The 23,838-nt window shown below is 69.7% G+C and carries 25 protein-coding genes; 18 read left to right on the forward strand and 7 right to left on the reverse strand.

Annotation, left to right across the window (positions count from 1 at the left end; all coding sequences use genetic code 11):
• The first annotated feature begins 87 nt into the window (after positions 1–87).
• Genes ACYVOK_RS17060 through ACYVOK_RS17070 form a run of 3 tightly spaced genes read left to right on the forward strand, consistent with a single transcriptional unit; the run spans position 88 to position 3,691 of the window.
• Positions 88–1,644, forward strand: coding sequence for a sugar ABC transporter ATP-binding protein (locus ACYVOK_RS17060; RefSeq protein WP_460663412.1), 1,557 nt, complete (start codon positions 88–90; stop codon positions 1,642–1,644).
• The gene (locus ACYVOK_RS17065; protein ID WP_460663413.1) at positions 1,641–2,672 is read left to right on the forward strand and encodes an ABC transporter permease; all 1,032 of its coding nucleotides are present in this window, start codon (positions 1,641–1,643) and stop codon (positions 2,670–2,672) included. Before ACYVOK_RS17060 ends, ACYVOK_RS17065 begins: the two co-directional genes overlap by 4 nt.
• Positions 2,673–2,683: 11 nt before the next feature.
• A complete protein-coding gene (locus tag ACYVOK_RS17070; protein ID WP_460663414.1) occupies positions 2,684–3,691 on the forward strand; it encodes a substrate-binding domain-containing protein in 1,008 nt (335 codons plus the stop codon).
• Between the two features lie 42 nt (positions 3,692–3,733).
• On the opposite strand, the gene ACYVOK_RS17075 is transcribed toward ACYVOK_RS17070, so the two are convergent.
• Positions 3,734–4,729, reverse strand: a complete 996-nt coding sequence (locus tag ACYVOK_RS17075) for a LacI family DNA-binding transcriptional regulator (RefSeq protein ID WP_460663415.1) — start codon at positions 4,727–4,729, stop codon at positions 3,734–3,736.
• A 118-nt stretch (positions 4,730–4,847) separates the two neighbouring features.
• On the opposite strand from ACYVOK_RS17075, the gene ACYVOK_RS17080 reads away from it, so the two are divergent.
• The 3 genes from ACYVOK_RS17080 to ACYVOK_RS17090 are packed head-to-tail and all read left to right on the forward strand — an operon-like array spanning position 4,848 to position 7,230.
• Entirely contained in the window at positions 4,848–6,275 is a 1,428-nt protein-coding gene (locus ACYVOK_RS17080; protein ID WP_460663416.1) for a malic enzyme-like NAD(P)-binding protein, read from the forward strand.
• Entirely contained in the window at positions 6,272–6,676 is a 405-nt protein-coding gene (locus ACYVOK_RS17085; protein ID WP_460663417.1) for a VanZ family protein, read from the forward strand. The genes ACYVOK_RS17080 and ACYVOK_RS17085 overlap by 4 nt, the downstream gene beginning before the upstream one ends.
• Complete coding sequence (locus tag ACYVOK_RS17090) at positions 6,673–7,230, forward strand: YqgE/AlgH family protein (RefSeq protein ID WP_460663418.1); 558 nt, start codon at positions 6,673–6,675, stop codon at positions 7,228–7,230. The genes ACYVOK_RS17085 and ACYVOK_RS17090 overlap by 4 nt, the downstream gene beginning before the upstream one ends.
• 6 nt (positions 7,231–7,236) lie before the next feature.
• On the opposite strand, the gene ACYVOK_RS17095 is transcribed toward ACYVOK_RS17090, so the two are convergent.
• Positions 7,237–7,503: a DUF3039 domain-containing protein gene (locus tag ACYVOK_RS17095; RefSeq protein WP_360472142.1), complete on the reverse strand. Its 267-nt coding sequence runs from the start codon at positions 7,501–7,503 to the stop codon at positions 7,237–7,239.
• Positions 7,504–7,624: 121 nt separating this feature from the next.
• Between ACYVOK_RS17095 and ACYVOK_RS17100 the strand changes: the two genes are divergently transcribed.
• On the forward strand, positions 7,625–8,197 hold the full coding sequence (locus tag ACYVOK_RS17100) for a Uma2 family endonuclease (protein ID WP_460663419.1): 573 nt from the start codon (positions 7,625–7,627) through the stop codon (positions 8,195–8,197).
• A 72-nt stretch (positions 8,198–8,269) separates the two neighbouring features.
• Positions 8,270–10,051, forward strand: coding sequence for a DEAD/DEAH box helicase (locus tag ACYVOK_RS17105; RefSeq protein WP_460663420.1), 1,782 nt, complete (start codon positions 8,270–8,272; stop codon positions 10,049–10,051).
• A gap of 96 nt (positions 10,052–10,147) precedes the next feature.
• On the opposite strand, the gene ACYVOK_RS17110 is transcribed toward ACYVOK_RS17105, so the two are convergent.
• Complete coding sequence (locus ACYVOK_RS17110; RefSeq protein ID WP_460663421.1) at positions 10,148–10,990, reverse strand: helix-turn-helix transcriptional regulator; 843 nt, start codon at positions 10,988–10,990, stop codon at positions 10,148–10,150.
• 101 nt (positions 10,991–11,091) lie between these two features.
• Here ACYVOK_RS17110 and ACYVOK_RS17115 point away from each other — a divergent pair, with 101 nt between their 5' ends.
• Entirely contained in the window at positions 11,092–11,820 is a 729-nt protein-coding gene (locus ACYVOK_RS17115) for an SDR family oxidoreductase (protein WP_460663422.1), read from the forward strand.
• A 3-nt stretch (positions 11,821–11,823) separates the two neighbouring features.
• On the opposite strand, the gene ACYVOK_RS17120 is transcribed toward ACYVOK_RS17115, so the two are convergent.
• A complete protein-coding gene (locus ACYVOK_RS17120; RefSeq protein WP_460663423.1) occupies positions 11,824–12,369 on the reverse strand; it encodes an NUDIX hydrolase family protein in 546 nt (181 codons plus the stop codon).
• Positions 12,370–12,471: 102 nt separating this feature from the next.
• A complete protein-coding gene (locus ACYVOK_RS17125) occupies positions 12,472–13,155 on the reverse strand; it encodes a helix-turn-helix transcriptional regulator (RefSeq protein WP_460663424.1) in 684 nt (227 codons plus the stop codon).
• An 89-nt stretch (positions 13,156–13,244) separates the two neighbouring features.
• Here ACYVOK_RS17125 and ACYVOK_RS17130 point away from each other — a divergent pair, with 89 nt between their 5' ends.
• Positions 13,245–14,006 (forward strand): phytanoyl-CoA dioxygenase family protein, encoded by a 762-nt coding sequence (locus ACYVOK_RS17130; protein ID WP_460663425.1) that lies wholly within the window; start codon positions 13,245–13,247, stop codon positions 14,004–14,006.
• A 31-nt stretch (positions 14,007–14,037) separates the two neighbouring features.
• A complete protein-coding gene (locus ACYVOK_RS17135) occupies positions 14,038–15,270 on the forward strand; it encodes an MFS transporter (protein WP_460663426.1) in 1,233 nt (410 codons plus the stop codon).
• Here the strand turns inward: ACYVOK_RS17135 and ACYVOK_RS17140 are convergent, their stop codons facing one another.
• On the reverse strand, positions 15,271–16,170 hold the full coding sequence (locus ACYVOK_RS17140) for a hypothetical protein (protein WP_460663427.1): 900 nt from the start codon (positions 16,168–16,170) through the stop codon (positions 15,271–15,273).
• 55 nt (positions 16,171–16,225) lie between these two features.
• Here ACYVOK_RS17140 and ACYVOK_RS17145 point away from each other — a divergent pair, with 55 nt between their 5' ends.
• Positions 16,226–16,870, forward strand: a complete 645-nt coding sequence (locus ACYVOK_RS17145) for an IclR family transcriptional regulator (protein ID WP_132150562.1) — start codon at positions 16,226–16,228, stop codon at positions 16,868–16,870.
• Between the two features lie 93 nt (positions 16,871–16,963).
• On the opposite strand, the gene ACYVOK_RS17150 is transcribed toward ACYVOK_RS17145, so the two are convergent.
• A complete protein-coding gene (locus tag ACYVOK_RS17150; protein WP_460663428.1) occupies positions 16,964–17,434 on the reverse strand; it encodes an Lrp/AsnC family transcriptional regulator in 471 nt (156 codons plus the stop codon).
• Between the two features lie 149 nt (positions 17,435–17,583).
• On the opposite strand from ACYVOK_RS17150, the gene hppD reads away from it, so the two are divergent.
• From hppD to ACYVOK_RS17180, 6 genes are all read left to right on the forward strand, one after another.
• Entirely contained in the window at positions 17,584–18,786 is a 1,203-nt protein-coding gene (hppD, locus tag ACYVOK_RS17155; RefSeq protein WP_460663429.1) for a 4-hydroxyphenylpyruvate dioxygenase, read from the forward strand.
• Between the two features lie 359 nt (positions 18,787–19,145).
• Positions 19,146–19,619, forward strand: a complete 474-nt coding sequence (locus ACYVOK_RS17160) for a hypothetical protein (protein ID WP_460663430.1) — start codon at positions 19,146–19,148, stop codon at positions 19,617–19,619.
• A gap of 67 nt (positions 19,620–19,686) precedes the next feature.
• Complete coding sequence (locus ACYVOK_RS17165) at positions 19,687–21,063, forward strand: FAD-binding oxidoreductase (RefSeq protein WP_460663431.1); 1,377 nt, start codon at positions 19,687–19,689, stop codon at positions 21,061–21,063.
• Between the two features lie 170 nt (positions 21,064–21,233).
• Entirely contained in the window at positions 21,234–21,872 is a 639-nt protein-coding gene (locus ACYVOK_RS17170) for a hypothetical protein (RefSeq protein WP_460663432.1), read from the forward strand.
• Between the two features lie 5 nt (positions 21,873–21,877).
• Positions 21,878–22,576 carry a two-component system response regulator CseB gene (cseB, locus tag ACYVOK_RS17175; protein ID WP_460663433.1) on the forward strand — a complete coding sequence of 233 codons (699 nt, stop codon included), beginning with the start codon at positions 21,878–21,880 and terminating at the stop codon, positions 22,574–22,576.
• A 1-nt stretch (position 22,577) separates the two neighbouring features.
• Positions 22,578–23,822: a HAMP domain-containing sensor histidine kinase gene (locus tag ACYVOK_RS17180; protein ID WP_460663434.1), complete on the forward strand. Its 1,245-nt coding sequence runs from the start codon at positions 22,578–22,580 to the stop codon at positions 23,820–23,822.
• Positions 23,823–23,838: the final 16 nt, after the last annotated feature.

The raw sequence follows: 23,838 nt of genomic DNA on the forward strand, positions 1-23,838 counted from the left end.
CGGTCGGTTGGGTTGGTGAGGGGTTGACGGGTTGGTGGGGGGCGGTCTAGCGTCCGGGAAATCGATTACTCGGGTGGCGGAGGTGTTATGGCCGAGGACGCCGGCCTGGTCCGGATGTCCGGGATCGGGAAGCGGTACGGCGGCGTGCAGGCGTGCCGCGACGTCGACTTCACCCTCGGCACGGGTGAGGTGCACGCGCTGCTGGGGGAGAACGGCGCCGGCAAGAGCACGCTGATGAAGATCCTGTCCGGTGACGTCACCGACTACGACGGCACGATCGAGATCAACGGCGTACCGGTCCACTTCGGCGGTCCCACCGACGCGCAGGCGGCCGGTATCGCGATGATCCACCAGGAACTCGACCTGGTCCCCGGCCTGTCCGTCGCCGACAACATCTTCCTCGGCCGCGAACTCCGGACCAGGTTCAGGACCGTCGACCGCCGGCGGATGGAACGCGCGGCCCGCGCCCTGCTCGAGCGCAGCGGGGTCGCCCTCGACCCGCGCCGGCCGGTCGGTGAACTGAGGGTCGGCGAACAGCAACTCGTCACGATCGCAAAGGCGATCTCGCTCGACGCCCGGGTGCTGATCATGGACGAGCCGACCTCCGCGCTCACCACGTCCGAGGTCGAGCGCCTCTTCGAGGTGATCCGCGAACTGCGCCGCTCGGGCGTCGGCATCGTCTACATCTCGCACCGGATGGAGGAGATCGCCAAGGTCGCCGACCGCGCGACCGTTCTCCGCAACGGCCAGGTCGTCACCAGCTTCGACCCGCGCTCACTCAGTACGGCGGAAGTCGTCGAGGCGATGGTCGGCCGCCCGGTCCAGACCATGTTCACCACTCCCGACGCCGCCACCGGCGACGAACTCCTCCGGGTCGAGAACCTGGCCCTGAAGGCACGCCGCCCGCGACCCGGCCGCCGCGACCCCGAAGGCATCTCGCTGACCGTCCGGTCCGGCGAGATCGTCGGCCTGGCCGGCCTGCTCGGCTCCGGCCGCACCGAGCTCCTCGAGACCCTGTACGGCGTGGCGCCCGCGGGTACCCAGACCGGCCGGATCCTCCTGCAGGGCAAGGAGATCCACCCGCGCCGGCCCCGGCAGGCGCTCGCCCAGGGAATCGGGTTCGTGCCCGAGGACCGTCGCGCGTCGGGCCTGGTCCTGTTCCACTCGATCCTGGCCAACACGGTCGTCTCCAGCCTCCCGTCGTACGGGCGTCTGGGGGTGATCGCGCGGCGGATGGAGCGGGCCGCGTCGGTGCGGATGGCCGACCGGTTGCGGCTGAGGTTCGGGCGGTTGCAGGACGAGGTCGGCACGTTGTCGGGCGGCAACCAGCAGAAGGTCGTGTTCGGCCGGATGCTGCTGACCGAGCCGAAGCTGCTGCTGCTCGACGAGCCCACCCGCGGCGTCGACATCGGCGCCAAGGCCGAGATCTACCGGCTGCTCGGCGAACTGGCCGGGCAGGGCCTCGGCGTCCTGCTCGCATCGTCGGAGCTACCGGAATTGATCGGCGTCTGCGATCGGGTCGTCGTACTGCGGGACGGGCGCGACGTGGCGTCGTTCAGTACGGCGGACTCCGGCGAAGGAGACCTGCTCGCCGCCGCGATGGGACAAGGTGCCGTGTTCGAGGAAGTCGGAGGATCGCAGTGACCGACCTACAGGACAAGCCCGCCGCCGCGATGCCGGTGGAGAGGTCCGCGGGCGGCGTGGTCGCCACGCTGTTCCGGTTCCAGAGTGTGTTCGGGCTGCTCGCGGTGTTCGTCGCGGCGATCATCTTCTCGCCGCGCAAGGACGGCGAGATCCTGTTCCTCAGCGCGGACAACCTGGCCAACGTGGTCCGGGCGGTGTCCGAGATCGGCATCATCGCGGTCGGGATGACGTTCGTGATCCTGATCGGCGGGATCGACCTGTCGGTCGGTGCGGTCCTCGGTCTCGCCGCGGTCGGGTCCGCCGTACTGATGGTCGAGAACGACTGGGGTTTCCTGCCGTCCGTCCTGCTGGTGCTCCTGATCGGTCTCGTCTTCGGCGCGCTGCAAGGTGTCGCGACCGCGATGATCGGGATCCAGTCCTTCATCGTGACGCTGGCGGGACTCCAGATAGCCCGTGGCCTGGCCCGGATCTGGTCCGGCGGGCAGGGCGTCGCGATCGCGTACGGCGACGGGCCGAACGAGGCACCGGAGTCGTTCGCGATCCTCGGCGAACGCACCTTCGGCGGGCTGGTCCCGATCCCGGTGCTGATCTTCGCCGTGGTCGCGATCGCGGCGGTCGTGTTCCTGCGGGTCAGCGCGTTCTCCCGGCACCTGTACGCCGTCGGCGGCAACGAGAAGGCGGCGCGGCTGTCCGGCGTACCCGTGGTGCGGGTGAAGATCGCGGTCTTCGCCATCTGCGGGCTGCTCGCCTCCCTGGCCGGCGTGGTGCATGCGGTTCAGCTGAACCAGGGCAGCCCGAACGACGGCATCGGGTACGAACTCGACGCGATCGCCGCGGTGGTGATCGGCGGGACCAGCCTGGCCGGCGGCCGCGGCTCGGTCGCCGGAACGGTCGCGGGTGCGCTGCTGCTCGGCGTACTGAACAACATCCTTGCCCTGAACAACATCGACTCCAACATCCAGCTGCTGATCAAGGGACTCGTGATCGTTGCCGCCGCCGCGCTGCAGCGACTCCGTCCCGCCTCGTGAGGAAGGTTCCCATGCGCTCTCTCAAGCTCTCCCTGGCCACCGCGGCCGTCGCCGCGCTGGTGCTCGCCGGTTGCGGGACGACCAGCGAACGCACCTCGGACACCCCGGCCGCCGGCGCGTCCAAGTCCTGCAAGGGGGCCGACGGCAAGTACACGATCGGGATGAGCCAGGCCAACGTGGCCGAGCCGTACCGGCAGCGGATGGACGACGACATCCGGGCCGCGGCCAAGGAGGTGCCGCAGTTCGAGGTGAAGTTCGCCGACGCGGCCCAGGACAACGCCAAGCAGGTCGCCGACGTGGAGAACTACATCACCCAGCAGATCGACCTGCTGATCATCAGCCCGAACGAGGCCAAACCGTTGACCGCGGTGGTGAAGAAGGCCTACGACCAGGGCATCCCGGTGATCGTGCTGGACCGCAAGGTCGAGGGTGACGCGTACACCGGGTTCATCGGCGGCGACAACGTGCAGATCGGCTCCGAGGCGGGCAAGTACGTCGCGGAGAAGCTGCTGCCGCAGGGCGGCAACGTCGTGGAGCTGAAGGGTCTCGCGGGTGCCACGCCGCAGGCCGAGCGGCACCAGGGCTTCGTCGACGCGATCAAGGCGAACCCGAAGATCAAGATCGTCGCCGACGCCAGCGGCGACTGGCTGCGGGAGAAGGGCCAGGCACAGATGGACGCGCTGCTCAAGGCCAACCCGAAGATCGACGTGGTCTACGCGCACAACGACCCGATGGCGGAGGGTGCGTACCTGGCGGCCAAGGCGGTCGGCCGGGAGAAGGAGATGAAGTTCATCGGCATCGACGCGCTGCCGATCCCGTCCGGCGGGATCAAAGCGGTCGAGCAGGGCCGGCTGAGCGCCACCTTCACCTACCCGACCAACGGCAAGGAAGCCATCGCCGCCGCCAAGAAGATCCTCATCGACTGCGGCACCATCGAGAAGTCCCAGATCCTCCCCACCCGCCTCATCGACGCCTCCAACGCCGCCCAAATCTACGCCCAAGAAAACCCGAACGGCTGAGCTCAGCGGTCGAGGTAGAACGTGCCCTCCCACCCGGGCTGCTCAGTCCCGGTGGGAGCTGGCTCGTTCGAGGAGGCGGGCGCCTAGGGTTGTGGTGGTGGGTGGGCGGGTGCTGTCGGCGATCCGGGCGAGGAGGAGTCGCGCGGCGACCGTGCCGATTTCGTACGCCGGTTGGGCGACGACCGACAGGGGTGGATCGACCAGCTCGGCCCAGGGGGCGTCGTCGAAGGCGACCAGGCCGACCTCACGACCCGCGCGGATCTTCTTCTCCTGCAGGGCCTGCAGGACACCCACCGCCATCGCGCTGTTCGCGACCAGCAGCGCGTCGGGTGGCTCCGGCTGGGACAACAGATCCAGCGCGGCTCTCCGCGCACCGGCTGCCTTGTACTCGGAACGCCGTACCAGCTTGGTATTGCTGCGGCGCTTGGCCGCCTTGAGCGCGTCGCGGTAGCCGGCCAGGCGGTCGTCGGCGGTGCGGACGCCGGCCGGGCCGGTCAGGCAGCCGATCCGTTCGTAGCCTTGGGCAATCAAATGCTCGGTGGCCTGCCGGGCGGCGAGCCGGGTGTCGACCAGGACGAGGTCACTGTCCTGTCCCGGGAGCGGGCGGTCGACCGCGACGTACGCCGTACCCCGGCCGGCCAGTTTCGCCACGCTGGTCGTCGTACCGCTGGGCGACAGGATCACGCCGGCGACCCGCTCCTGGATGGCGATGTCGATGTAGCGGTTCTCCTTCTCCGCGCTCTCGTCGGAGTTGCACAGCACGACCGAGTAGCCGACCTCGTGGGCGACGTCCTCGACGCCGCGGGCGATCGCGGTGAAGAACGGGTTCTCCACGTCGGAGATGATCAGGGCGACCACGGCCGCCTCCTGGCGGCGCAGGTTCCGGGCCGGGCCGTTCGGCTGGTAGCCGAGTTCCTCGGCGGCCTTGCGGACCCGGGCGACCAGGTCGCGGTCCACCGTGGCCTTCCCGTTCAGCGCGCGCGAGACGGTCGCCGTCGACACACCGGCCCGAGTCGCCACGTCACTGATCGTCGCCACCGCTCCTCCTTCGCCGACGCCACAGTAACCGCCTGAGTAATGGATTACCCAGCTTTCGTCCGTGCACTTTACGAACACAATCTTCGGGGTTTACCAGTGGCGTGAGAGGATCACCCGCGTGACTGCTTTGCCGAGTGTTTCGTACTCCATCACCGTTCGCCTCGAGGTGCCCGCGGGCGGCTCGACAGTGAGCAAGCTGACGACCGCGGTCGAGCAGGCCGGCGGTCTGGTCACCGCGCTCGACGTGACCGCGTCCGGTCACGAGCGACTGCGGATCGACGTCACCTGCGCCGCCGCCGACACCGAGCACGCCGGCCGGCTGGTCGAGGCGATGCGCTCGGTCCCCGGGGTCGAGATCGCCCGCGTCTCGGACCGGACGTTCTTGATGCACCTCGGCGGCAAGATCGCGATGGAGGCCAAGCACCCGATCCGCAACCGTGACGACCTGTCGATGATCTACACGCCGGGTGTCGCCCGGGTCTGCCTGGCGATCGCGAACAACCCCGACGACGCCCGCCGGCTGACCATCAAGCGCAACAGCGTCGCGGTCGTCACCGACGGGTCCGCCGTACTCGGCCTGGGCAACATCGGCCCGAAGGCCGCGCTGCCGGTGATGGAGGGCAAGGCGGCGCTGTTCAAGCGGTTCGCCGGGATCGACGCGTGGCCGCTGTGCCTGGACACCCAGGACCCGGACGAGATCGTCCAGATCGTGAAGGCGATCGCGCCCGGTTTCGCCGGCATCAACCTGGAGGACATCTCCGCGCCGCGGTGTTTCGAGATCGAGGCGAAGCTGCGCGAGGAGCTCGACATCCCGGTCTTCCACGACGACCAGCACGGTACGGCGGTCGTCGTCCTGGGCGCGCTGTACAACGCGCTGCGCGTGGTCGGCAAGGACATCAGCAACGTGCGGGTGGTGCTGTCCGGCGCGGGTGCGGCCGGTACGGCGATCCTCAAGCTGCTGCTCGCGGCCGGAGTCAAGGACACCTGCGTCGCCGACATCGGTGGCGTGATCCACCCGGACCGCGACGGACTGTCGCCCGAGCTGCGCTGGATCGCGGAGAACACCAACGCGGCGAAGTACAGCGGCGACCTGAAGGGCGCGCTGGCCGGGGCGGACGTGTTCATCGGGGTGTCGGCGCCGAACATCCTGACCGGCGCGGACATCGCCACCATGAACGAGGACGCGATCGTGTTCGCGCTGGCCAACCCGGTGCCCGAGGTCGACCCCGCGGAGGCGGGTGAGCACGCGGCGGTGGTGGCCACCGGCCGCAGCGACTTCCCGAACCAGATCAACAACGTGCTGGTCTTCCCGGGCGTGTTCCGCGGTCTGCTCGACGCGCAGTCGTCGAAGGTGTCGATCGAGATGGAGCTGGCCGCGGCGAAGGCGCTGGCCGGCGTCGTCACCGACGACGAGCTGAACGCGGCCTACATCGTGCCGAGCGTCTTCCACCCCGAGGTGCATACGATGGTGGCGCACGCGGTCCGCGACGCTGCGGGTGGCAAGGCCCCGGCGCACGAGACCTACCCGGACGACTCCCCGGCGTGACAGTAACGGTGGCGGGGGCGACCGGGTCGGGCCTGAAGGTATGGCTGTGGCGGATCGGGTTCGTCGCGGCCTGCCTGCTGCAGTTGTACGGCGTCTATTCGCCGAGGCAGGCGGGCCCGGACGTCGGCCTGCCGCTGGCCGACAAGGTCGCCCACCTGTTCCTGTTCGGCTCGGTCGCGTTCCTCGGGCTGAAGGCCGCCGTACCCGCGCGGTGGTTGCTGGTGGCACTGGTCGGCAACGCGATGGTCAGTGAGCTGGTCCAGCATTTCGTGCTGCCGCAGCGCAGTGGGGACCTGTTCGACTCCGTCGCCGATCTGCTCGGCGTCGCCGTCGGAGCCTGGCTGGGCTACCGCGCGGTCCGTGGTACAAACAGTGCCCGGCACGACATGATGGGGTCATGACGGCCTCGACCCTGACCGGTTCGCTGCTGGTCGCGACACCGCTGCTCGACGAGCCGCCCTTCCGCCGCTCGGTCATCCTGCTGCTGGACCACGACGAGGACGGCGCCCTCGGGGTGGTGGTGAACCGCGCGGCCGATCTCGCCGTCGACCGGGTGCTGCCGAACTGGTCGGACACCGTGAACGAACCCGGCGTGCTCTTCATGGGCGGCCCGGTCGGCACCGACAGTGCCCTCGCGGTCGCCGAGGTGATCGAGTCGGCCGACCCGCCGGGCTGGCGGGAGTGCTTCGGCCGGATCGGCCTGATCGACCTCGACGTACCGCCGGCCCTGCTGGAGGGTGCGATCCAGCGGATGCGCATCTTCGCCGGGTATGCCGGCTGGTCCGGTGGACAACTCGAGGGCGAGATCACCAAGGGCGCCTGGTACGTCGTCGAGTCCGAACCCGACGACGTGTTCAGCCTGCACCCGGACACGCTCTGGCGCCGGGTGCTCCGGCGCCAGAACGACCAGATGGCCTACCTGGCGACGTACCCGGACGATCCCACCCAGAACTGAGCGGACCTACTCGTCGCCGCCCTCGTCGTCACCCGGGTTCAGCGACTCCCAGATCTCCTTGCACTCCGGGCAGACCGGGAACCGCTGCGGATCCCGGCTCGGCACCCACACCTTGCCGCACAGCGCGACCACCGGCGTGCCCATCACCATCGCCTCGGTCAGCTTGTCCTTCGGCACGTAGTGCGAGAACCGCTCGTGGTCGCCGTCGTCCAGCGAAGGCTTGGTCCGCTCGTCGACAACTGTCTCGGCCCCAGGGGTCAGCTGAGTACTCATGCCCCCGAGTGTAGGCCGACACACCAGCGCGACGGCAGGTTTTCCACAGCGGGCGAACTCTCCGAGAGCTTCCGGGGCAGATCACGGCACTTTCTAGGTGTGAGCAACCTGAGGAGGCACTATGAGTCTCGTGAAACCCATTCCTGCGCAGCCGCCGGCGAGCTGGCGACCGGATGCCCCGCTGACCCGGGACGACCTCGACCGGATGCCCGATGACGGACGCCGGTATGAGCTCGTCGACGGGGTTCTCATCGTGAGCCCGGCGCCTAGACCGAGGCACCAACGCGCGCTGGCAAACCTCTACTACGAGCTCAGGCTCGCCTGTCCGGCTGATCTGGAAGTCCTGTTCGCACCGCTGGACGTGGTTCTGGCGTCGGACACGGTGATGCAGCCGGACCTGTTGGTGGCCCGGCGGCAGGACTTCACCGAGACCGAGCTGCCGGTGGCGCCGCTGCTCGCCGTCGAGGTGTTGTCGCCGAGCACGCGCCGGTTCGACCTGATGCTGAAGTTCTCGCGGTTCGAGGCGGCCGGCTGTGCGTCCTACTGGGTGGTGGATCCCGACACGCCGAGTCTGATCGCCTGGGAATTGCGCGACGGGGCATACACGCAGGTCGCGAAGGCCGTCGGCGATCAGGAAGCCCGGTTGACGAGCCCGTACGAGGTGTCGGTGGTGCCGGCGAGTCTGCTCTCGTAACGGATCTCGGGTAACGTTCCTGCACGGCCCACAGTCGACCATCGGGGGAGTAAGCCGTTCGTGGACTCGCACGTGCCAGCTGCACCAGCCGTGCTTCCTCCGGCCTACCCGGACCGCGCCGCATGGGGTACCGCGAGCAAGCTGCGGGCCTGGCAGGCGGAGGCACTCAAGCTCTATCTCGACAAACAGCCGAAGGACTTTCTCGCGGTGGCGACACCGGGAGCCGGCAAGACCACCTTCGCGCTCACCGTGGCCGCCGAACTGCTGCACCGGCGGCAGATCGAGCGAGTCACCGTGGTGACGCCGACCGAGCACCTCAAGGTCCAGTGGGCCGAGGCGGCCGACCGGGCCGGGATCGCAATCGACCCGGCGTTCGCCGGCCGGCGCGGGAAGACCAACAAGGACTTCCAGGGTGTCGCGGTCACCTACGCCGGCGTCGCGGTGAACCCGCTGGCCTTCCGGGTCCGGACCGAGCGGTTCAAGACCCTGGTCATCCTGGACGAGGTGCACCACGGCGGTGACGCGCTCAGCTGGGGTGACGGGGTCCGGGAGGCGTTCGAGCCCGCGACGCGCCGGCTCTGCCTGACCGGTACGCCGTTCCGCAGTGACGACAACCCGATCCCGTTCGTCACCTACGAGGAAGGCCCGGACGGGGTCGCCCGGAGCAAGGCGGACTACACCTACGGGTACGGTCACGCTCTGCGCGATCACGTCGTACGCCCGGTGATCTTCATGTCGTACTCCGGTGAGATGCGCTGGCGGACCAAGGCCGGTGACGAGGTGGCGGCGCGGCTGGGTGAGCCGCTGACCAAGGACCTCACCGCCCAGGCGCTGCGGACGGCGCTCGACCCGGCCGGCGAGTGGATGCCCGCCGTGCTGGCGGCCGCGGACAAACGGCTGACCGAGGTACGGCGGCACATGCCGGACGCCGGCGCACTCGTCATCTCCGGCGACCAGAACACGGCCCGCGCGTACGCCAAGACGCTGCGCGAGATCACCGGCGAGGCGCCGACGGTCGTGCTGTCCGACGAGAAGTCGGCGAGCAGGAAGATCGCGAAGTTCTCCGCGAGCGACTCGCGGTGGATGGTCGCGGTCCGGATGGTGAGTGAGGGCGTGGACGTGCCGCGGCTCGCCGTCGGTGTGTACGCGACGCCGACGTCGACGCCGCTGTTCTTCGCGCAGGCGGTCGGGCGGTTCGTGCGGGCCCGGAAGCGGGGCGAGACGGCGTCGGTGTTCCTGCCGTCGGTGACCCGGCTGCTGAGCTACGCCGCCGAGATGGAGGTCGAGCGCGACCACGTCCTCGGCCGGAAGAGCTCGGGCAACGACGGCGACATCTTCGCGCTCGAGGACGACTTGATCGCACAGGCGAACCGGACCGAGGGCGCCAGCGACGAACTGGAGGCGAAGTTCGAGGCGCTCGGGTCGGACGCCAGCTTCGACCGGGTCGTGTTCGACGGCGGTGACTACGGCACCGGCGGCGAGATGGCGTCCGACGAGGAGCTGGACTTCCTCGGGCTGCCCGGTCTGCTGGAGCCTGACCAGGTGCGGGAGCTGCTCCGCAAGCGGCAGGCGAAGTCGATCGCGGCGCAGAAGCGGTCCCAGCGGACGGCCTCGTCCGACCGGGAGGACCCGACGCCGACCGAGCTGGCGACCCATGAGCAGGTCGCGCTGCTGAGGCGCGAGCTGAACGGCCTGGTCGCCGCCTGGCACCACCGCACCGGACAGCCGCACGGCGTCATCCACAACGACCTGCGCCGCAAGCTCGGCGGCCCGGCGGCCGCGCACGCGTCGTCGACCCAGCTCAAGGAACGCATCGAGCTCCTCCGCGACTGGGCCACCCAACGCCGCGCCTAGCCCCGAGCTCAGCACCCCGTCCCGTGGTTGTTGTGGGGCGGGGTGTTTCCGTGCGTGGCGAGGTGTTGACGTTGTGTCTTGACGGAGTGGTGCTTGTCAGCCGGGGGCCATTGTCTGGGTGCCGATGACGTTGAGGAGGCGGAGTGCGTCGTCGGAGGGCGAGCCGGGCTCGGCGGTGTAGAGGATGACGCGCTGGTCGCGTTCCGGGATGACGAGCGCCTCGCAGACAACGTCGATCCGCCCGACCTCGGGGTGGAAGATGGTCTGGCACATGCTCAGCTGGCGGCTGACCTCGTGCCGTGCCCAGATCTCCGCGAACTCCGGGCTCCCGTCCAAGAGTTCCTGGACCAGGAGAGCGATCGCCGGGTCGTCCGGGTACTTCACGGTCGCGGCCCGAAGATCCGCCGCGGCCTCGGCGGCGAAGTCCCGGGTCGCGATCTCGCCGAACCGATCGACCTGCCGGTCACCCTGCAGGAACCGCAGCCGAAGCAGGTTGCGCTCCTTCACCGGCAGCGCGGAGAAGTCCGTGAGCAGTGCGGCCGCCAGTGGGTTCCAGGCGAGTACGTCGTACTTCGCGTCGAGCACCAGACCGGGGACGTCGAGCCGGGACAGCATCCGCAGTACGCCGGCCCGGACGTCACGCGGCGGACCCGGCGGCGGCCCGGGCTGCTCACCGGCGAGGCGGAACAGGTGGTCGCGCTCGTCGTCGTTCAGCCGCAGCGCCCGGGCGAGGCCGGTGAGCACCGGGCGGGAGGGGCGTGGGCCGCGACCCTGCTCGAGCCGGGTGTAGTAGTCGGTCGACATGACGGCCAGGCTCGCGACCTCCTCGCGGCGCAGCCCGGGCGTCCGCCGCCGGATGCCGGCGGGCAGGCCGACGTCGGCAGGCTTCAACGCCTCCCGCCGCAGCCGCAAGAACTCCGCGAGCAGTCCCCGATCCATGGACCCAGGATTCCAGCCGCCACCAACCTCAACCAGGGACTGCCGATCCCAGGCTCGGCTCACTCTGCCTGGGTACGGCGAACGGCGACAGCCTGGACCGCATGAACACGAACAAGATCGCGCTCGTCACGGGCGCCAACAAAGGCATCGGCAGGGAGATCGCACGGCATCTCGGCGAGGCCGGATTCACCGTGCTGGCCGGGTCCCGAGACCTCGCCCGCGGCGAGCTCGCGGCGAAGGAGCTGGTTGCCGAGGGCCACGACGTGGTGGCGGTCCAACTGGAGGTCACCGACGAGACGTCCGTACGGGCGGCGGCCGGCCGGATCGAGGCGGAGTACGGGCGGCTCGACGTCCTGGTGAACAACGCGGCGATCATCCCCGACGGCGACGACGCGGTCTCCCGGGTCGCGGGCGACGTACTGCGGCAGGCGTTCGAGACCAACGTGATCGGGCTGGTCGGCGTGACGCAGGCGATGCTGCCGTTGCTGCGGAAGGCGGAACAGGCGCGGATCGTCAACCTGTCGACGTCGCTGGCCTCGTTCGAACTGGTCGGGAATCCGGAGTCGGAGTTGTCCACGATGCTGCTCTTGGGCTACAACGCGTCGAAGGCGGCCGTGAACATGGTGACCGTCATGCTGGCCAACGAACTGCGCGGCACCGGGATTCTGGTGAACGGGGCCGACCCCGGCAACTGCGCGACCGACATGGGCGGCTGGGACGCGCCACGGACACCACAACAGGGTGCGGCAGTTGCGGTGCGGATGGCGACGCTGGGCGCCGACGGGCCGACGGGGGAGGTGTACGCCGAGGAGGGCCGGCTGCCCTGGTGAGCGTCAGACGAGGGCGCCGGCCCAGGCCAGGGCCTGCTTGAGCAGTTGCCCGCGCCCGCCTTCGAGGTCGGCCAGCAGGCTCGGCTCGAGCGCCTCCTTCGGGGTCAGCCAGGTGAGTTCGAGGGCGTCCTGGCGCGGGTTGCACTCACCGGTCACCGGGACGACGTAGACCAGGGCGACCGCGTGCTGCCGCGGGTCGTGCAGCGGCGTGACACCGGGGAGCGGGAAGTACTCGGCGACCGTGAACGGCGCCGGGCTGAGCGGCAGCCGGGGGAACGCGGCCGGGCCGAGGTCCTTCTCGATGTTCCGCAGCAGCGCGTCGCGGATCGACTCGCCGTGCAGGACACGCCCCGACACCAGGGTGCGGGTGATCTGCCCGGTCGCGGCCGACCCGCGCAGCAGGACCCCGACCTGCTCGATCTGCCCGGCGGCGTCGACCCGGGCCGGGACGGCCTCGACGTACAGGATCGGCACCCGCGAGCGGGTCTCCTCGAGCGCGAACTCGGAGAGCCAGCCGGGGTTCGGGTCAGGGGTGCGAAGGGAACTCATGGTGACAATCTTTGCCCACGGTCCCCACCTCCCGCCGGGGGAGTCTCACGCCCGCGCGTCGCGGCCGGTTCGCGGACGACGCGCCGGGGCGCCGTACCGCTGCTACGGGCGGAAGGCGGCGCGGTACCGGGACGGGCTGAGGCCGAAGCAGGCACGGAAGCGGCGGCTGGCGTGACTGGGGTCGTGCCAGCCGACCATCGCGCCGATCGTCGCCACCGGCAGGTCGGTCTCGATCAGCAGGCCGGCGGCTCGCTCGGCGCGGAGCCGGTTCAGGTACGCCATCGGCGAGACCCCGGCCGTCCGCCCGAACAGCCGGACCAGGTACCCGGGCGCGAGGTTCACCGCGGCGGCCAGCCGGGTCAGCGTCCACGGCTCGTCGACACTTGCCTCCAGCAACCGCATCGCGTGCTGCACGGCCGGATGGGCCAGATTCGGCGGGTACGGCGCCTCGTCGCCGGGGATCAGCGCTCCCGACAGCAGTCCGAAGATGTCCGCACCCAGGTAGGCGTTGCGGACCACGAGACCGTCGCACTCGGTGTACCCGTGCCACTGGCCGGGTCGGAGGACGACGACCGAGTCGCGCCGCAGCGGCGTCTCGCCGGCCGCCGACACGTGGACGCCGGTCCCGTCGAGGACGACGGCGATCTCGAAGAACGCGTGACTGTGCGGCGCGACGTCGTACCCCAGTTCGATCCGCTCACCGGCGACGGGCAGGCGCTGGTCGGGGAAGACCTCGCTGCTCAGGATCTTGTGCACGCCTGCCTCCGGGAGGTCAAGATCGGTCAAGGATCGGTCAATCGCTGCCTGTCCGCCGCCGGTCCGGCACGCGAGGCTGGAAACACCAACCCGGCAACGGATTCCCGAGGAGCGGCCCGATGACCACGACCGACGATACGACAGCCTTCGCGCTCGACGAAGCGATCATTTCGGCCTACCGGCGCGACGGCGTGGTCCGGATCCGGAACATCATCAGCGCCGACGAGGCGGCCCGGTTCCGGGACGCGGCCGCCGCGGTGAGCGGAATCGCCGAGGACAACGCCACCGGCTCGGCGATCTTCAACCAGTACGTCAACATCTGGCGACAGGACGACGTACTCCGCGAACTCACCCTGGACACCCGGCTCGCCGCCGCGGCGACCGCGCTGGCCGGGGTACCGCTGCGGCTGTGGCACGACCAGTTGCTGATCAAACCTCCGCACAACGGCGCCGCGACCGAGTTCCACCAGGACGCGCCGTACTGGCCGCACGGTGGTTCGCGGCACTCGCTGTCCGCGTGGGTGGCGCTGGTCGACGTACCGGTGGAGCGCGGGTGCATGACGTTCATCCCGGGCTCGCACGACCATCGGGACCTGCGCCGGCAGGACCTGTCCGACCGGGACGACATATTCCGGGCGGCGCCGGACCTGCGCTGGGAGGAGCGGAAGACGATCCCGCTGCGGGCCGGTGACTGCACCTTCCACAACGCGTACCTGGCCCACTCCGCGACGCCGAACCTGACCGACGACCCGCGGATCGCGCACGTGGCGATCTACATCGACGCCGACACGACGTACACCGGCGCGCCGCACGTCGTCACCGACGGGCTCGGGCTGACCGTCGGCGAACCGCTCGAGCATGAACTGTTCCCTCGGGTCTGAGTATCTTCACGCCATGACATAAGTTGCAGGAGTGCGTCTGCTCACCGATGTCCGCCCGCTGCGGGAATCACCGGATTTCCGCCGCCTGTGGCTCGGGTCGACGGTGTCGCAGCTCGGCCAGCAGATGACCGCGGTGACCGTCGCGATCCAGGTGTACGCACTGACGCACTCCACCTTCGCGGTCGGCCTGGTCGGGCTGTGCTCACTGGTTCCGCTGATCGTCTTCGGGTTGTACGGCGGCGCGATGGCCGACGCGATCGACCGCCGTACGCTCGCGCTCGTCTCGTCGACCGGGCTGTGGCTGCTGTCGATGGTCCTGGTGGTGCAGTCCCAGCTGGAGTGGAACCAGGTGTGGGTGCTGTACGCCGTGGTGGCCTGCCAGTCGGCGTGCTTCGCGGTGAACAACCCGGCCCGGTCGGCGATCATCCCGCGGCTGATCCGGCCCGAGCTGCTGCCGGCCGCGAACACGCTCAGCCAGGCCGCGTTCAACCTGGGCTTCACCGCCGGGCCGCTGCTCGGTGCGGCGGTGATCGCGTGGCACGGGTTCGCGGCGGCGTACCTGATCGACGTACTGACCTTCACCGCGGCGCTCTACGCGCTGTTCCGGTTGCCGGCGGTGCCGCCGACCGGGGAGGTCCGGCGGGCGGGACTGCGGTCGGTGCTCGAAGGGTTCACGTTCCTGCGGACCGCGCCGGCGCTGCTGGCGACGTTCCTGGCGGACATCCTGGCGATGGTGTTCGCTCAGCCGCGGGCGCTGTTCCCCGCGGTGGCGGGCGCGTTCTTCGGCGGCGGCGTACGGACGGTCGGCCTGCTGCAGGCGGCTCCGGCGATCGGGGCGCTGCTCGGGGTCGTCTTCTCCGGCTGGGTGAGCCGGATCCGACGCCAAGGCGTGGCGATCGCCGTCGCGATCACCGTGTATGCGGCGGCGGTCGGCCTGTTCGGGTTGTCCCGGACGATCTGGCTCGGGGTCGCGTTGCTGGCGTTGTCCGGTGCGGCCGACATGGTCAGCTCGGCGTACCGGAACACGGTGCTGCAGTCGGCCGCGCCGGACGCGATGCGTGGACGGCTCCAGGGCGTCTTCATCGTCGTCGTGGCCGGCGGGCCGCGGCTGGGTGACTTCGTCGCGGGTACGGCGGCCTCGCTCACCACCCCGACGATCGCGCTCCTCGGCGGGGCGACCGCGTGCATCGTCGGGCTGTTGTTGCTGCTCGCCCGCAACCGGCCGTTCCGGGTCTACGATTCGCGCACTCGCGCGCTGAGCTGATCAGCCCCCGGTCACCAGCTTCTTCAGTACGGTCGGCCAGGAGTCCACGTCCGGGTTGATCCGCTGCACCGGCTTGTCGTCGACGGTCACCACCGGCCGGTCGCCGAGCGGCTTCTTCAACTTGAACGCCGTCAGTGACACGTTGTCCTCCTTCGGGCACGGCTGGTTGGCGTCGATGAGTACGACGACCTTGTCGTCCTCCTCGGTGATCCGCAGATCGAGGTTGCAGCTCAGCCCCGTCCCGACCAGCAGGTCGGCCTCGTCGTACTTCGGTGCGTTCTGGATCCAGCGCAGGTACGTCGGCTTCTTCTTGTGCACCACCTGGTACGCCTCGACCGGTTGCTGCCGGTCCTCGTTCACGGCGCCGCGGCCGTCGCCGAAGAAGCTGCCGTAGATCATGTTGATGCACGGGTCCTCGGCCGGCTTGCCGTCGATCGCACCCCACGCCTTGGCCGCCTGGTAGCAGGCGTTCGCCTCCCGGTTCAGCGAGATGTTGAACCCGAGCAGCCCGATCGCGCCGACGATCAGGGCGCCGGCGAGCATCCGCCGCGACCTGACCTGCTCCGGTCCGAGCACACCGGCCGGCCGGGCGGGCTCCTCCGCTTGGTCGAAGTACTCCTGGCTGTGCTGTTCCTGCTCTGCTTGCTGTGCCTGCTCGGCCTGCTGTGCGTGCTCGGCCTGCTGGGCCTGCTGGCCGGGGCTCCAGGTCTGGGTCCGGGCCTGGATGCGGGCCTGGATCTGGGCTCGCGCCTGGGCCGGTTCGTCGTCCTCGGGGAACTGCCGGAACAGGTTCAGCACGGTGCTGGTCCACTGCGGATTGATCAACGTCGGGATCGCGTAGAGCAGGATCAGACCGATGATCACGGCGATGGCGGGGAGGAGCGCCCAGTAATTTCGCACGGCAGCAAGATACGGGGCCATCGGGCCGTGCCCGAAAAACGGATACGCTTCGGAGGTGCCCGCAGAGACGTCCCAGACCCTCGACCGGGGACTCACCGTCCTCGAGTTGCTGGCGGACGCCCCGGACGGCCTCTCGATCACGGAGCTGGCCGCCGCGCTGGGGGTCAGCCGGACCGTGGTCTACCGGTTGGTGAACACGCTGGAGCTGCACCGGCTGGTCCGGCGCGACAGCGAGGGCCGGGCCCGGCTCGGTCTCGCCGTACTGCACTACAGCCGCCGCGTTCAGCCCACGCTGCGTGACGCTGCGTTGCCGGTACTGCGGTCGCTCGCCGAGGACACCGGTGCCACCGCCCATCTGACGGTCGCCGACGGTGACGAGGCTCTGGCGATCGCGGTGATCGAGCCGAGCTGGACCGACTTTCACGTGTCCTACCGGATGGGATCCCGGCACGCGCTCGACCAGGGCGCCGCCGGGAAGGCGATCCTGGCCGGCCGCCGCAAACCCGACCCCGCCGGACGCCCGTTCGTCGTCACCTCGGGGGAGTTGCAGGCCGGCGCCCAGGGCGTCTCCTCCCCGGTCCTCGGCGTACCAGGCGTCGAAGCCTCCATCGGCGTCGTCGTCCTCGGCAAACTCGACCGCGACTTCGTAGGCCCCCGAGTAGCCCGCGCAGCCGTAGAAGTAGCCAAACGCCTCGCCTGACCCACACCACCCGGGCGCCGCCGCTCGGCTCGCCACCCGGTGGGGGCTCCGTCCGTTTCGCGCCCGGCGGGCGCGCGGAGCGCGGTCCGGGCGTTACTTCTTGGTGGCTGCTTCGACGAGGGGCAGGACCCGGTGCTGGATCTGCTCTGCCAGGGCTATGACGGTGGAGGCTCGTTGGATGCCTTGGACTGCGACTACCTGGTCTATGACGCGTTGCAGGTCGGCGTTGGAGCGGGCGACGATGCGGCACCAGAGGTCCTCGGCGCCGGTGATGGTGTGGACCTCGAGGACCTCCGGGATGCGCGCCAGGGCCTCGGCGACCGCGGTGTGACCTGAGCCCTGCTCGATCTGCAGAGTCGCGAACGCCGTCACCGGATAACCGATCGCGGCGGTGTCGATGTCCGGCCCCCACCCACGCACCACACCGTCGCGCTGCAACCGGTCCAGCCGCGCCTGCACCGTCCCCCGCGCGACCCCCAGCCGCCGCGACGCCTCCAGTACGCCGACCCGCGGCTCGGCCGCGAACAACGCGAGAATCCGGGCGTCCAGCGCATCCACCGCCATACCGACCTCCCGGAGTGGTCACCCTGACCACATAGTCCAGCAACAACGGCACGATACTGCACAACTTGCCCACTGAAACAAGGATGTGTTGCGCAACCTGTCTCCCTGGACCAGGCTCGGCGCCAGGAACCACGACCGGGAGGACACCGATGACCAGCACCGACCTCACCCCCGCAGAGCTCGACGCCGATCTCGACCTCGACCAGTTGAAGCAGCTCGTCGGCCTGGTGCCGTACGACGAGAGCACCGACCCGTTCCCGGTGACCGCGATGGACGCCGTGGTGTTCGTCGTCGGCAACGCCACCCAGACCGCGAAGTACTACCAGCTCGCCTTCGGGATGGACCTGGTCGCGTACTCCGGCCCCGAGACGGGCAACAAGGACCACAAGGCATTCGTGCTGAAGGCCGGTTCCGCCCGCTTCGTGATCACCGGCGGGGTCAGCCCGAAGAGCCCGCTGCTCGACCACCACCGCAGGCACGGTGACGGTGTCGCCGACATCGCCCTCGAGGTCCCGGACGTGGACAAGTGCATCGAGCACGCCCGCCGGCAGGGCGCCGTCGTACTCGAGGAGCCGAACGACGTCTCCGACGAGCACGGCACGATCCGCCGGGCCGCGATCGCGGCGTACGGCGACACGCGGCACACGCTGATCGACCGGAGCAAGTACGACGGCCCGTACCTGCCCGGGTTCGTCCCGGCGACCACCCAGGTGACCCGGCCGGAGGGGCACCCGAAGCGGCTGTTCCAGGCCGTCGACCACGTGGTCGGCAACGTCGAGCTCGGGAAGATGGACGAGTGGGTCGCGTTCTACAACCGGGTGATGGGCTTCGTGAACATGGCCGAGTTCATCGGCGACGACATCGCCACCGACTATTCGGCGCTGATGAGCAAGGTGGTGGCCAACGGCAATCACCGGGTCAAGTTCCCGCTGAACGAGCCGGCCATCGCGAAGAAGAAGTCGCAGATCGACGAGTTCCTGGAGTTCTACGACGGGGCCGGCGCGCAGCACATCGCGCTGGCGACCAACGACATCCTGCGCACCGTCGACATCATGCGGGCCAACGGCGTCGAGTTCCTCAGCACGCCGGACTCGTACTACGACGACCCGGAACTGCGGGCCCGGATCGGTGAGGTGCGGGTGCCGATCGAGGAGCTGAAGGCGCGCGGGATCCTGGTCGACCGGGACGAGGACGGCTACCTGCTGCAGATCTTCACCAAGCCGATCGGCGACCGTCCGACGGTGTTCTACGAGCTGATCGAGCGGCACGGTTCGCTCGGCTTCGGCAAGGGCAACTTCAAGGCGCTGTTCGAGGCGATCGAGCGCGAACAAGAGCGCCGCGGCAACCTCTGACCCTCCGCCGCGGGCACCGCTGCCCCGGCGCGTCGCAGACGGATAACCCCTGCCGTTGTCCCTTCTCCCCTCCTTCCACGGGGGTAGAACGGGCAACAGCAGGGGAGAACCGTTGGAACGTCCGGAGCGGGGAGCGGGCGCCGGAGCGGGGAGCGGGCGCCGGAGCGGGGGGCGGCCAGCGGTGGTGCGGTTGCCGCGGGCATCGGTTAAGCGGTTACCCGCAGCGGACAACCTTGCCGGTAGCAACTGGATACGGCGTGTCGCCGTCCGATTACCGTAATGACTGTCGGGGCAGGGGCTGTTCGCGTAATGTGCCCGGTGAGTGTGCGTCGGGGCGTACATTCAGGAAGGGTTTCGTCATGAAGACACTGGGCATTCTGCTCAGCACCGCGGGCCTGGCCGGGGTGGGCGCGATCGCCCTCTCAACGACGCCGGCCCAGGCGGCCGAAGCCGCCGCCTGCTCGGGTGCGAAGTCCATCGCGTCGGCACCGATGCTGCGCGACAACCAACCTCCCAGCTGGGGCACCGTCCGCCTGGTCAGGGACAACTGTTACCAGTACTGGGCCGAGGTCACCATGGCCTCGCCGATGCCGGCCAACGCGAAGGCGAACGCCTACCTGGTCCAGTACGGCGGTGCCAACAGCGGCCGCGTGCTCAGCTGTGACAGCAGCGGCGGCAACGGCGCGGTGATCAAGGGCCAGCGGAGTTGCCGGACACCGAAGGTGAAGGCGACCGCGGGCAGCATCACCTTCGCCGCGATCGGACGGGAGTTCCACAACTACGGCGGCGGCTACGAGGAGATCTCGGAGAACTCCACCTCGCGCACCCGCTGACAACCCGTCCCGATCCGGACACCCGGGGCCTGCGCATTACTGCTCGGTCGGCACTAGGCTCGGCCGTATGAGTGACGTTGTCGAGCAGTTGCGGCAAGCGTTGCCACGTGAGGCGCTGGTGACGGATCCGGACCGGATGGAGAGTTTCCGGTACGACCGGGCGATGTTCTGCCCGGCCGGGGTGCCGCTCGCCGTCGTACTGGCGCGGGAGACCGCGCACGTGCAGGCCGCGGTGCGGATCGCGGCCGAGGCGGGCGTGCCCGTCGTACCGCAGGGTGCCCGGTCCGGGCTGTCCGGTGCGGCGAACGCGATCGAGGGCTGCATCGTGATCTCGCTGGAGAAGATGGACCGGATCCTGGAGATCGAGCCGGTCGACCGGTACGTCGTCACCCAGCCGGGCGTGTTCAACGCGGTGCTGTCCCGCGCCGTCGAGGAGCAGGGGCTGTTCTACCCGCCGGACCCGTCCAGCTGGGAGTTCTGCTCGATCGGCGGCAACCTGTCCACGAACTCGGGCGGTCTGTGCTGCGTGAAGTACGGCGTGACGACGGACTACGTCCTGGGGCTCGAAGTGGTCCTGGCCGACGGCCGGGTGATGCGGACCGGTCGCCGTACCGTCAAGGGCGTGGCCGGCTACGACCTGACCAAGTTGCTGGTCGGCAGCGAGGGCACGCTCGGCATCATCACCGAGGCGACGCTGGCGTTGCGTCCGCTGGCCGCCCGGCCGCGGACGATGGCGGCGTTGTTCGACTCCGGGGTGGCGGCCGGCCGGGCGATCACCGAGATCATCCGCAGCGGCGTGTCGCTGAGCCTGCTGGAGATCATGGACCGGACCACGATCAAGGCCGTGAACGCGTACAAGCGGATGGACCTGCCGACCGAGGCGGCCGCGATGCTGCTGGCCCAGTCGGACGCCGGCGGCGAGGCCGGCGCGGCCGATGTCGCGACGGTGGCGAAGCTGTGCCGCGACCACGGCGCGATCGAGTGCATCGAGGCGGACGACCCGGCCGAGGGCGAACTGTTGCTCGAGGCCCGGCGGGCGGCGCTGATCGCGCTGGACCAGCTCGGTACGACGATGATCGACGACGTCTGCGTGCCACGGTCCCGGCTGGCCGAGTTCATCGGCCGGATCGAGCAGTTGGCGACCGAGCTCGACATCACCGTCGGAGTGCTCGGGCACGCCGGTGACGGCAACATGCACCCGACGGTGGTCTTCGATCCGGCCGATGCCGACCAGGCCGCGCGGGCGCAGCAGGCGTTCGACCGGATCATGGAGGTGGGTCTCGAGCTCGGCGGCACGATCACCGGTGAGCACGGCGTCGGCGTGCTCAAGCGGACCTGGCTGGCCGAGGAGATCGGCCCGGTCGCGATCGACGTCCATCGCGCGATCAAGGCGGCGCTGGACCCGAAGAACATCCTGAATCCGGGCAAGGTGGTTGCCGGGTAAGCGACCAGCCGGGCAGGCCGGCGGCCGTTCGGCCGCTGTGACCCAACCGCAACGGAACTGCCGAGGCCATTCGACGTCCATGGCCGCCGAATGTGACGTCCGGCCAGCACTATGGAAGATAGTTGTCGGAATCTCCCGGGGGATCGATGAGGCAGGGTAGGAGGCGCCCTATGCGCATGCGGCGGATCGGGCGCGCCTCCCCGGTTGCGCGCCGCACCCTGCCGGCCTTCCTCACCTTGATCGCCGTGGTCGGTCTGGCAGCCTGTGCGAACGGCGGCGGCCTGCGGGTCGAGGGCACCGACCCGGCGCCGAGCGCGGCGACCCCGGGCGGCACGCCGTCGGTGATGGGCACTCAAGGGGTCGTGCCGGAGCCGCGGCGGACACCTGCCGAGGCCGTCGATCTGGCCGAAGTACGGCTCAAACTGCTTGCCGACCGCAACCTGCCGGACATCTCGCGCCGGGTTCTGGTGAATTGCACCGTGATTTCGCGTTGCCTGAGCAGGGGTAAGTCCGTTGATGTTATGCACAACGGAACACCTCAGCAGATCGTGCTGATCCATACGCTCGAAAAGTTCGTCTTCGGCTTCTTCCTGATCGCGGTCGAACCGGCCGGTCCGCGGCCGGTTTGGAGTTTGAAGGTCGAACAGCCGACGATCAACGCCAGCCCGCAGGGCGACCTGGTGGTCGAGTCGAAGATCTACGCGCTCGACGACAAGGTCTGCTGCCCCTCGGGCCGGCGGGTCGAGGTCTACCGTTGGAACGGCCGGCAGATGATCAAGGTGAGCTCGCAGGACCAAAAGGGAGACTGAACTCGGTGGTACCCGAAGAACCGGCCGCACGCATCCTCATGGTCGAGGACGACGCGGTGATCCGTGAGGCAACCCAATTGACCCTCGAGCGGCACGGCTACGACGTCACCACGGCCGAGGACGGCCTGGAGGCGATCGAGCGTTTCGAGAAGATCCAGCCGGACGTCGTGATGCTCGACATCATGCTGCCCGGGCTGGACGGCATCTCGGTGTGCCGCCGGATCCGCGAGTCCAGCACCGTCCCGATCGTGATGGTGTCCGCCCGGGGTGACGCGCTGGACGTCGTACTCGGGCTGGAGGCGGGCGCGGACGACTACGTCACCAAACCCTTCGACACCCAGGTCCTGGTGGCCCGGCTGCGCGCGGTGATGCGGCGCGCGGTCGCCGATCCGGAGCGCCCGGCGCCCGCGGCCGGGTCCGGTGTGGAATCGTTCGGCGACCTGGAACTGGACCGGGAGGCGTTGGAGGTACGGCGGAGTGGCGAAACCGTCCAGCTCACGCCGACCGAGCTCAAGCTGCTGATCGAGTTCGCCAACAACCCTGGTGTCGTGCTCAGCCGGTCCACGCTGCTGCAGCGGGTCTGGGACTACGAGTGGGGCGGCGACGGCCGGCTCGTCGACGTCCACCTGCAGCGGTTGCGGACCAAGATCGGCGCGGACCGGATCGAAACGGTCCGCGGGTTCGGGTACAAGCTCCGGGCCTGACGTGGGGCTGCGCGGCAAGCTCGGTCTCATCCTGCTGCTCGTCTCCTCGCTCGCGATCCTGGTCCTCTGCGTCGCGGTCTACACCCAGGCGCAGCAGGCCCGGCTGGACCGGACGCGGACGTTCGCGGACGAACGGATCCAGCTGGCCGCGTCCGCCTACGACCGCGACGGCGTGCCCGTGTTCGGTTCCAAGGTGGACGACCCGGACCTGCCGCCGCAGTTGCGCGACGCGGTGCTGGAGGGCAAGCGGGCGACGTTCAAGACCGGCTCGCCGAACGCGAAGATGTGGGCCGCGGCCGGGGTCAAGGACGGCAAGATCCTGTCGATCGTGCAGGACTACGACACCAACGACGACTCGATGAACGCGCTCCGGCAGGCGCTCGTCCTGGGCGGGATCGGTACGGTCGCGCTGGTCGCGCTGGTCAGCGTGATCCTGGCCGGCAGCCTCTCCAAACGGATCGTCGCGGTGGCCGGTACGGCGCGCCGGATCGCGGCCGGTGACCTGAACGCGTCGGCGGTCGAGGCGGTCGGCAGGGGCAAGGACGAAGTGCAGGCCCTCGCGACCGCGCTCGACACGATGGCCAGTTCGCTGCGCGGGCAGTTGGAGGCCGAGCGCCGGTTCACCGCCGACGTCGCCCATGACCTCCGGACGCCGGTGACCGGGCTGACCACCGCGGCCGAGTTGCTGCCGCCGGGCCGGCCGAGTGAACTGGTCCGCGACCGGGCCAAGGTACTGCGGCGACTGGTGGAGGATCTGCTCGAGATCGCCCGGTTCGACTCCGGCGTGGAACAGGCGGACCTCGAGCTGGTCGGGCTGGGTGCGTTCGTCGGCTCGGCGGTCGGCCGGCTGCGGATGCAGCAAGCGCTCGCCCCGGACAGCGTCGTCGTCCACCAGGTCGGGCCGGACGTGACGGTGTCGACCGACTCGCGCCGGATCGAGCGGATCCTGGCCAACCTGATCGTCAACGGGCTGCGGCACGGCAAGCCGCCGGTCGAGGTCACGGTGTCCGGCCGGACCGTCGAGGTGGTTGACCACGGCAACGGGTATCCGGAGGAGTTGATTGCCGAGGGCCCGCGCCGGTTCCGGTCCGGGGTGGCCGAGCGGGGGGTCGGGCACGGCCTCGGCCTGACCATCGCGGCCGGTCACGCCAAGGTGCTCGGCGCCGAACTGACCTTCGGCGAAGCCCCCGGAGGCGGCGCCCTCGCCCGCCTCACCCTCCCCTCAGAACCGGGGACGGACTCGTAACACCCTTGTGCCCTTG

Source organism: Kribbella swartbergensis, from assembly GCF_054784135.1.

Bases quoted from the DNA above. Each gene is read 5' to 3' on its own strand.
- ACYVOK_RS17060 (WP_460663412.1), top strand. From the start codon at position 88: ATGGCCGAGGACGCCGGCCTGGTCCGGATGTCCGGGATCGGGAAGCGG.
- ACYVOK_RS17070 (WP_460663414.1), top strand. From the start codon at position 2,684: ATGCGCTCTCTCAAGCTCTCCCTGGCCACCGCGGCCGTCGCCGCGCTG.
- ACYVOK_RS17090 (WP_460663418.1), top strand. From the start codon at position 6,673: ATGACGGCCTCGACCCTGACCGGTTCGCTGCTGGTCGCGACACCGCTG.
- ACYVOK_RS17095 (WP_360472142.1), bottom strand. From the start codon at position 7,503: ATGAGTACTCAGCTGACCCCTGGGGCCGAGACAGTTGTCGACGAGCGG.
- ACYVOK_RS17100 (WP_460663419.1), top strand. From the start codon at position 7,625: ATGAGTCTCGTGAAACCCATTCCTGCGCAGCCGCCGGCGAGCTGGCGA.
- ACYVOK_RS17110 (WP_460663421.1), bottom strand. From the start codon at position 10,990: ATGGATCGGGGACTGCTCGCGGAGTTCTTGCGGCTGCGGCGGGAGGCG.
- ACYVOK_RS17115 (WP_460663422.1), top strand. From the start codon at position 11,092: ATGAACACGAACAAGATCGCGCTCGTCACGGGCGCCAACAAAGGCATC.
- ACYVOK_RS17120 (WP_460663423.1), bottom strand. From the start codon at position 12,369: ATGAGTTCCCTTCGCACCCCTGACCCGAACCCCGGCTGGCTCTCCGAG.
- ACYVOK_RS17130 (WP_460663425.1), top strand. From the start codon at position 13,245: ATGACCACGACCGACGATACGACAGCCTTCGCGCTCGACGAAGCGATC.
- ACYVOK_RS17150 (WP_460663428.1), bottom strand. From the start codon at position 17,434: ATGGCGGTGGATGCGCTGGACGCCCGGATTCTCGCGTTGTTCGCGGCC.
- hppD (WP_460663429.1), top strand. From the start codon at position 17,584: ATGACCAGCACCGACCTCACCCCCGCAGAGCTCGACGCCGATCTCGAC.
- ACYVOK_RS17160 (WP_460663430.1), top strand. From the start codon at position 19,146: ATGAAGACACTGGGCATTCTGCTCAGCACCGCGGGCCTGGCCGGGGTG.
- ACYVOK_RS17165 (WP_460663431.1), top strand. From the start codon at position 19,687: ATGAGTGACGTTGTCGAGCAGTTGCGGCAAGCGTTGCCACGTGAGGCG.
- ACYVOK_RS17170 (WP_460663432.1), top strand. From the start codon at position 21,234: ATGCGCATGCGGCGGATCGGGCGCGCCTCCCCGGTTGCGCGCCGCACC.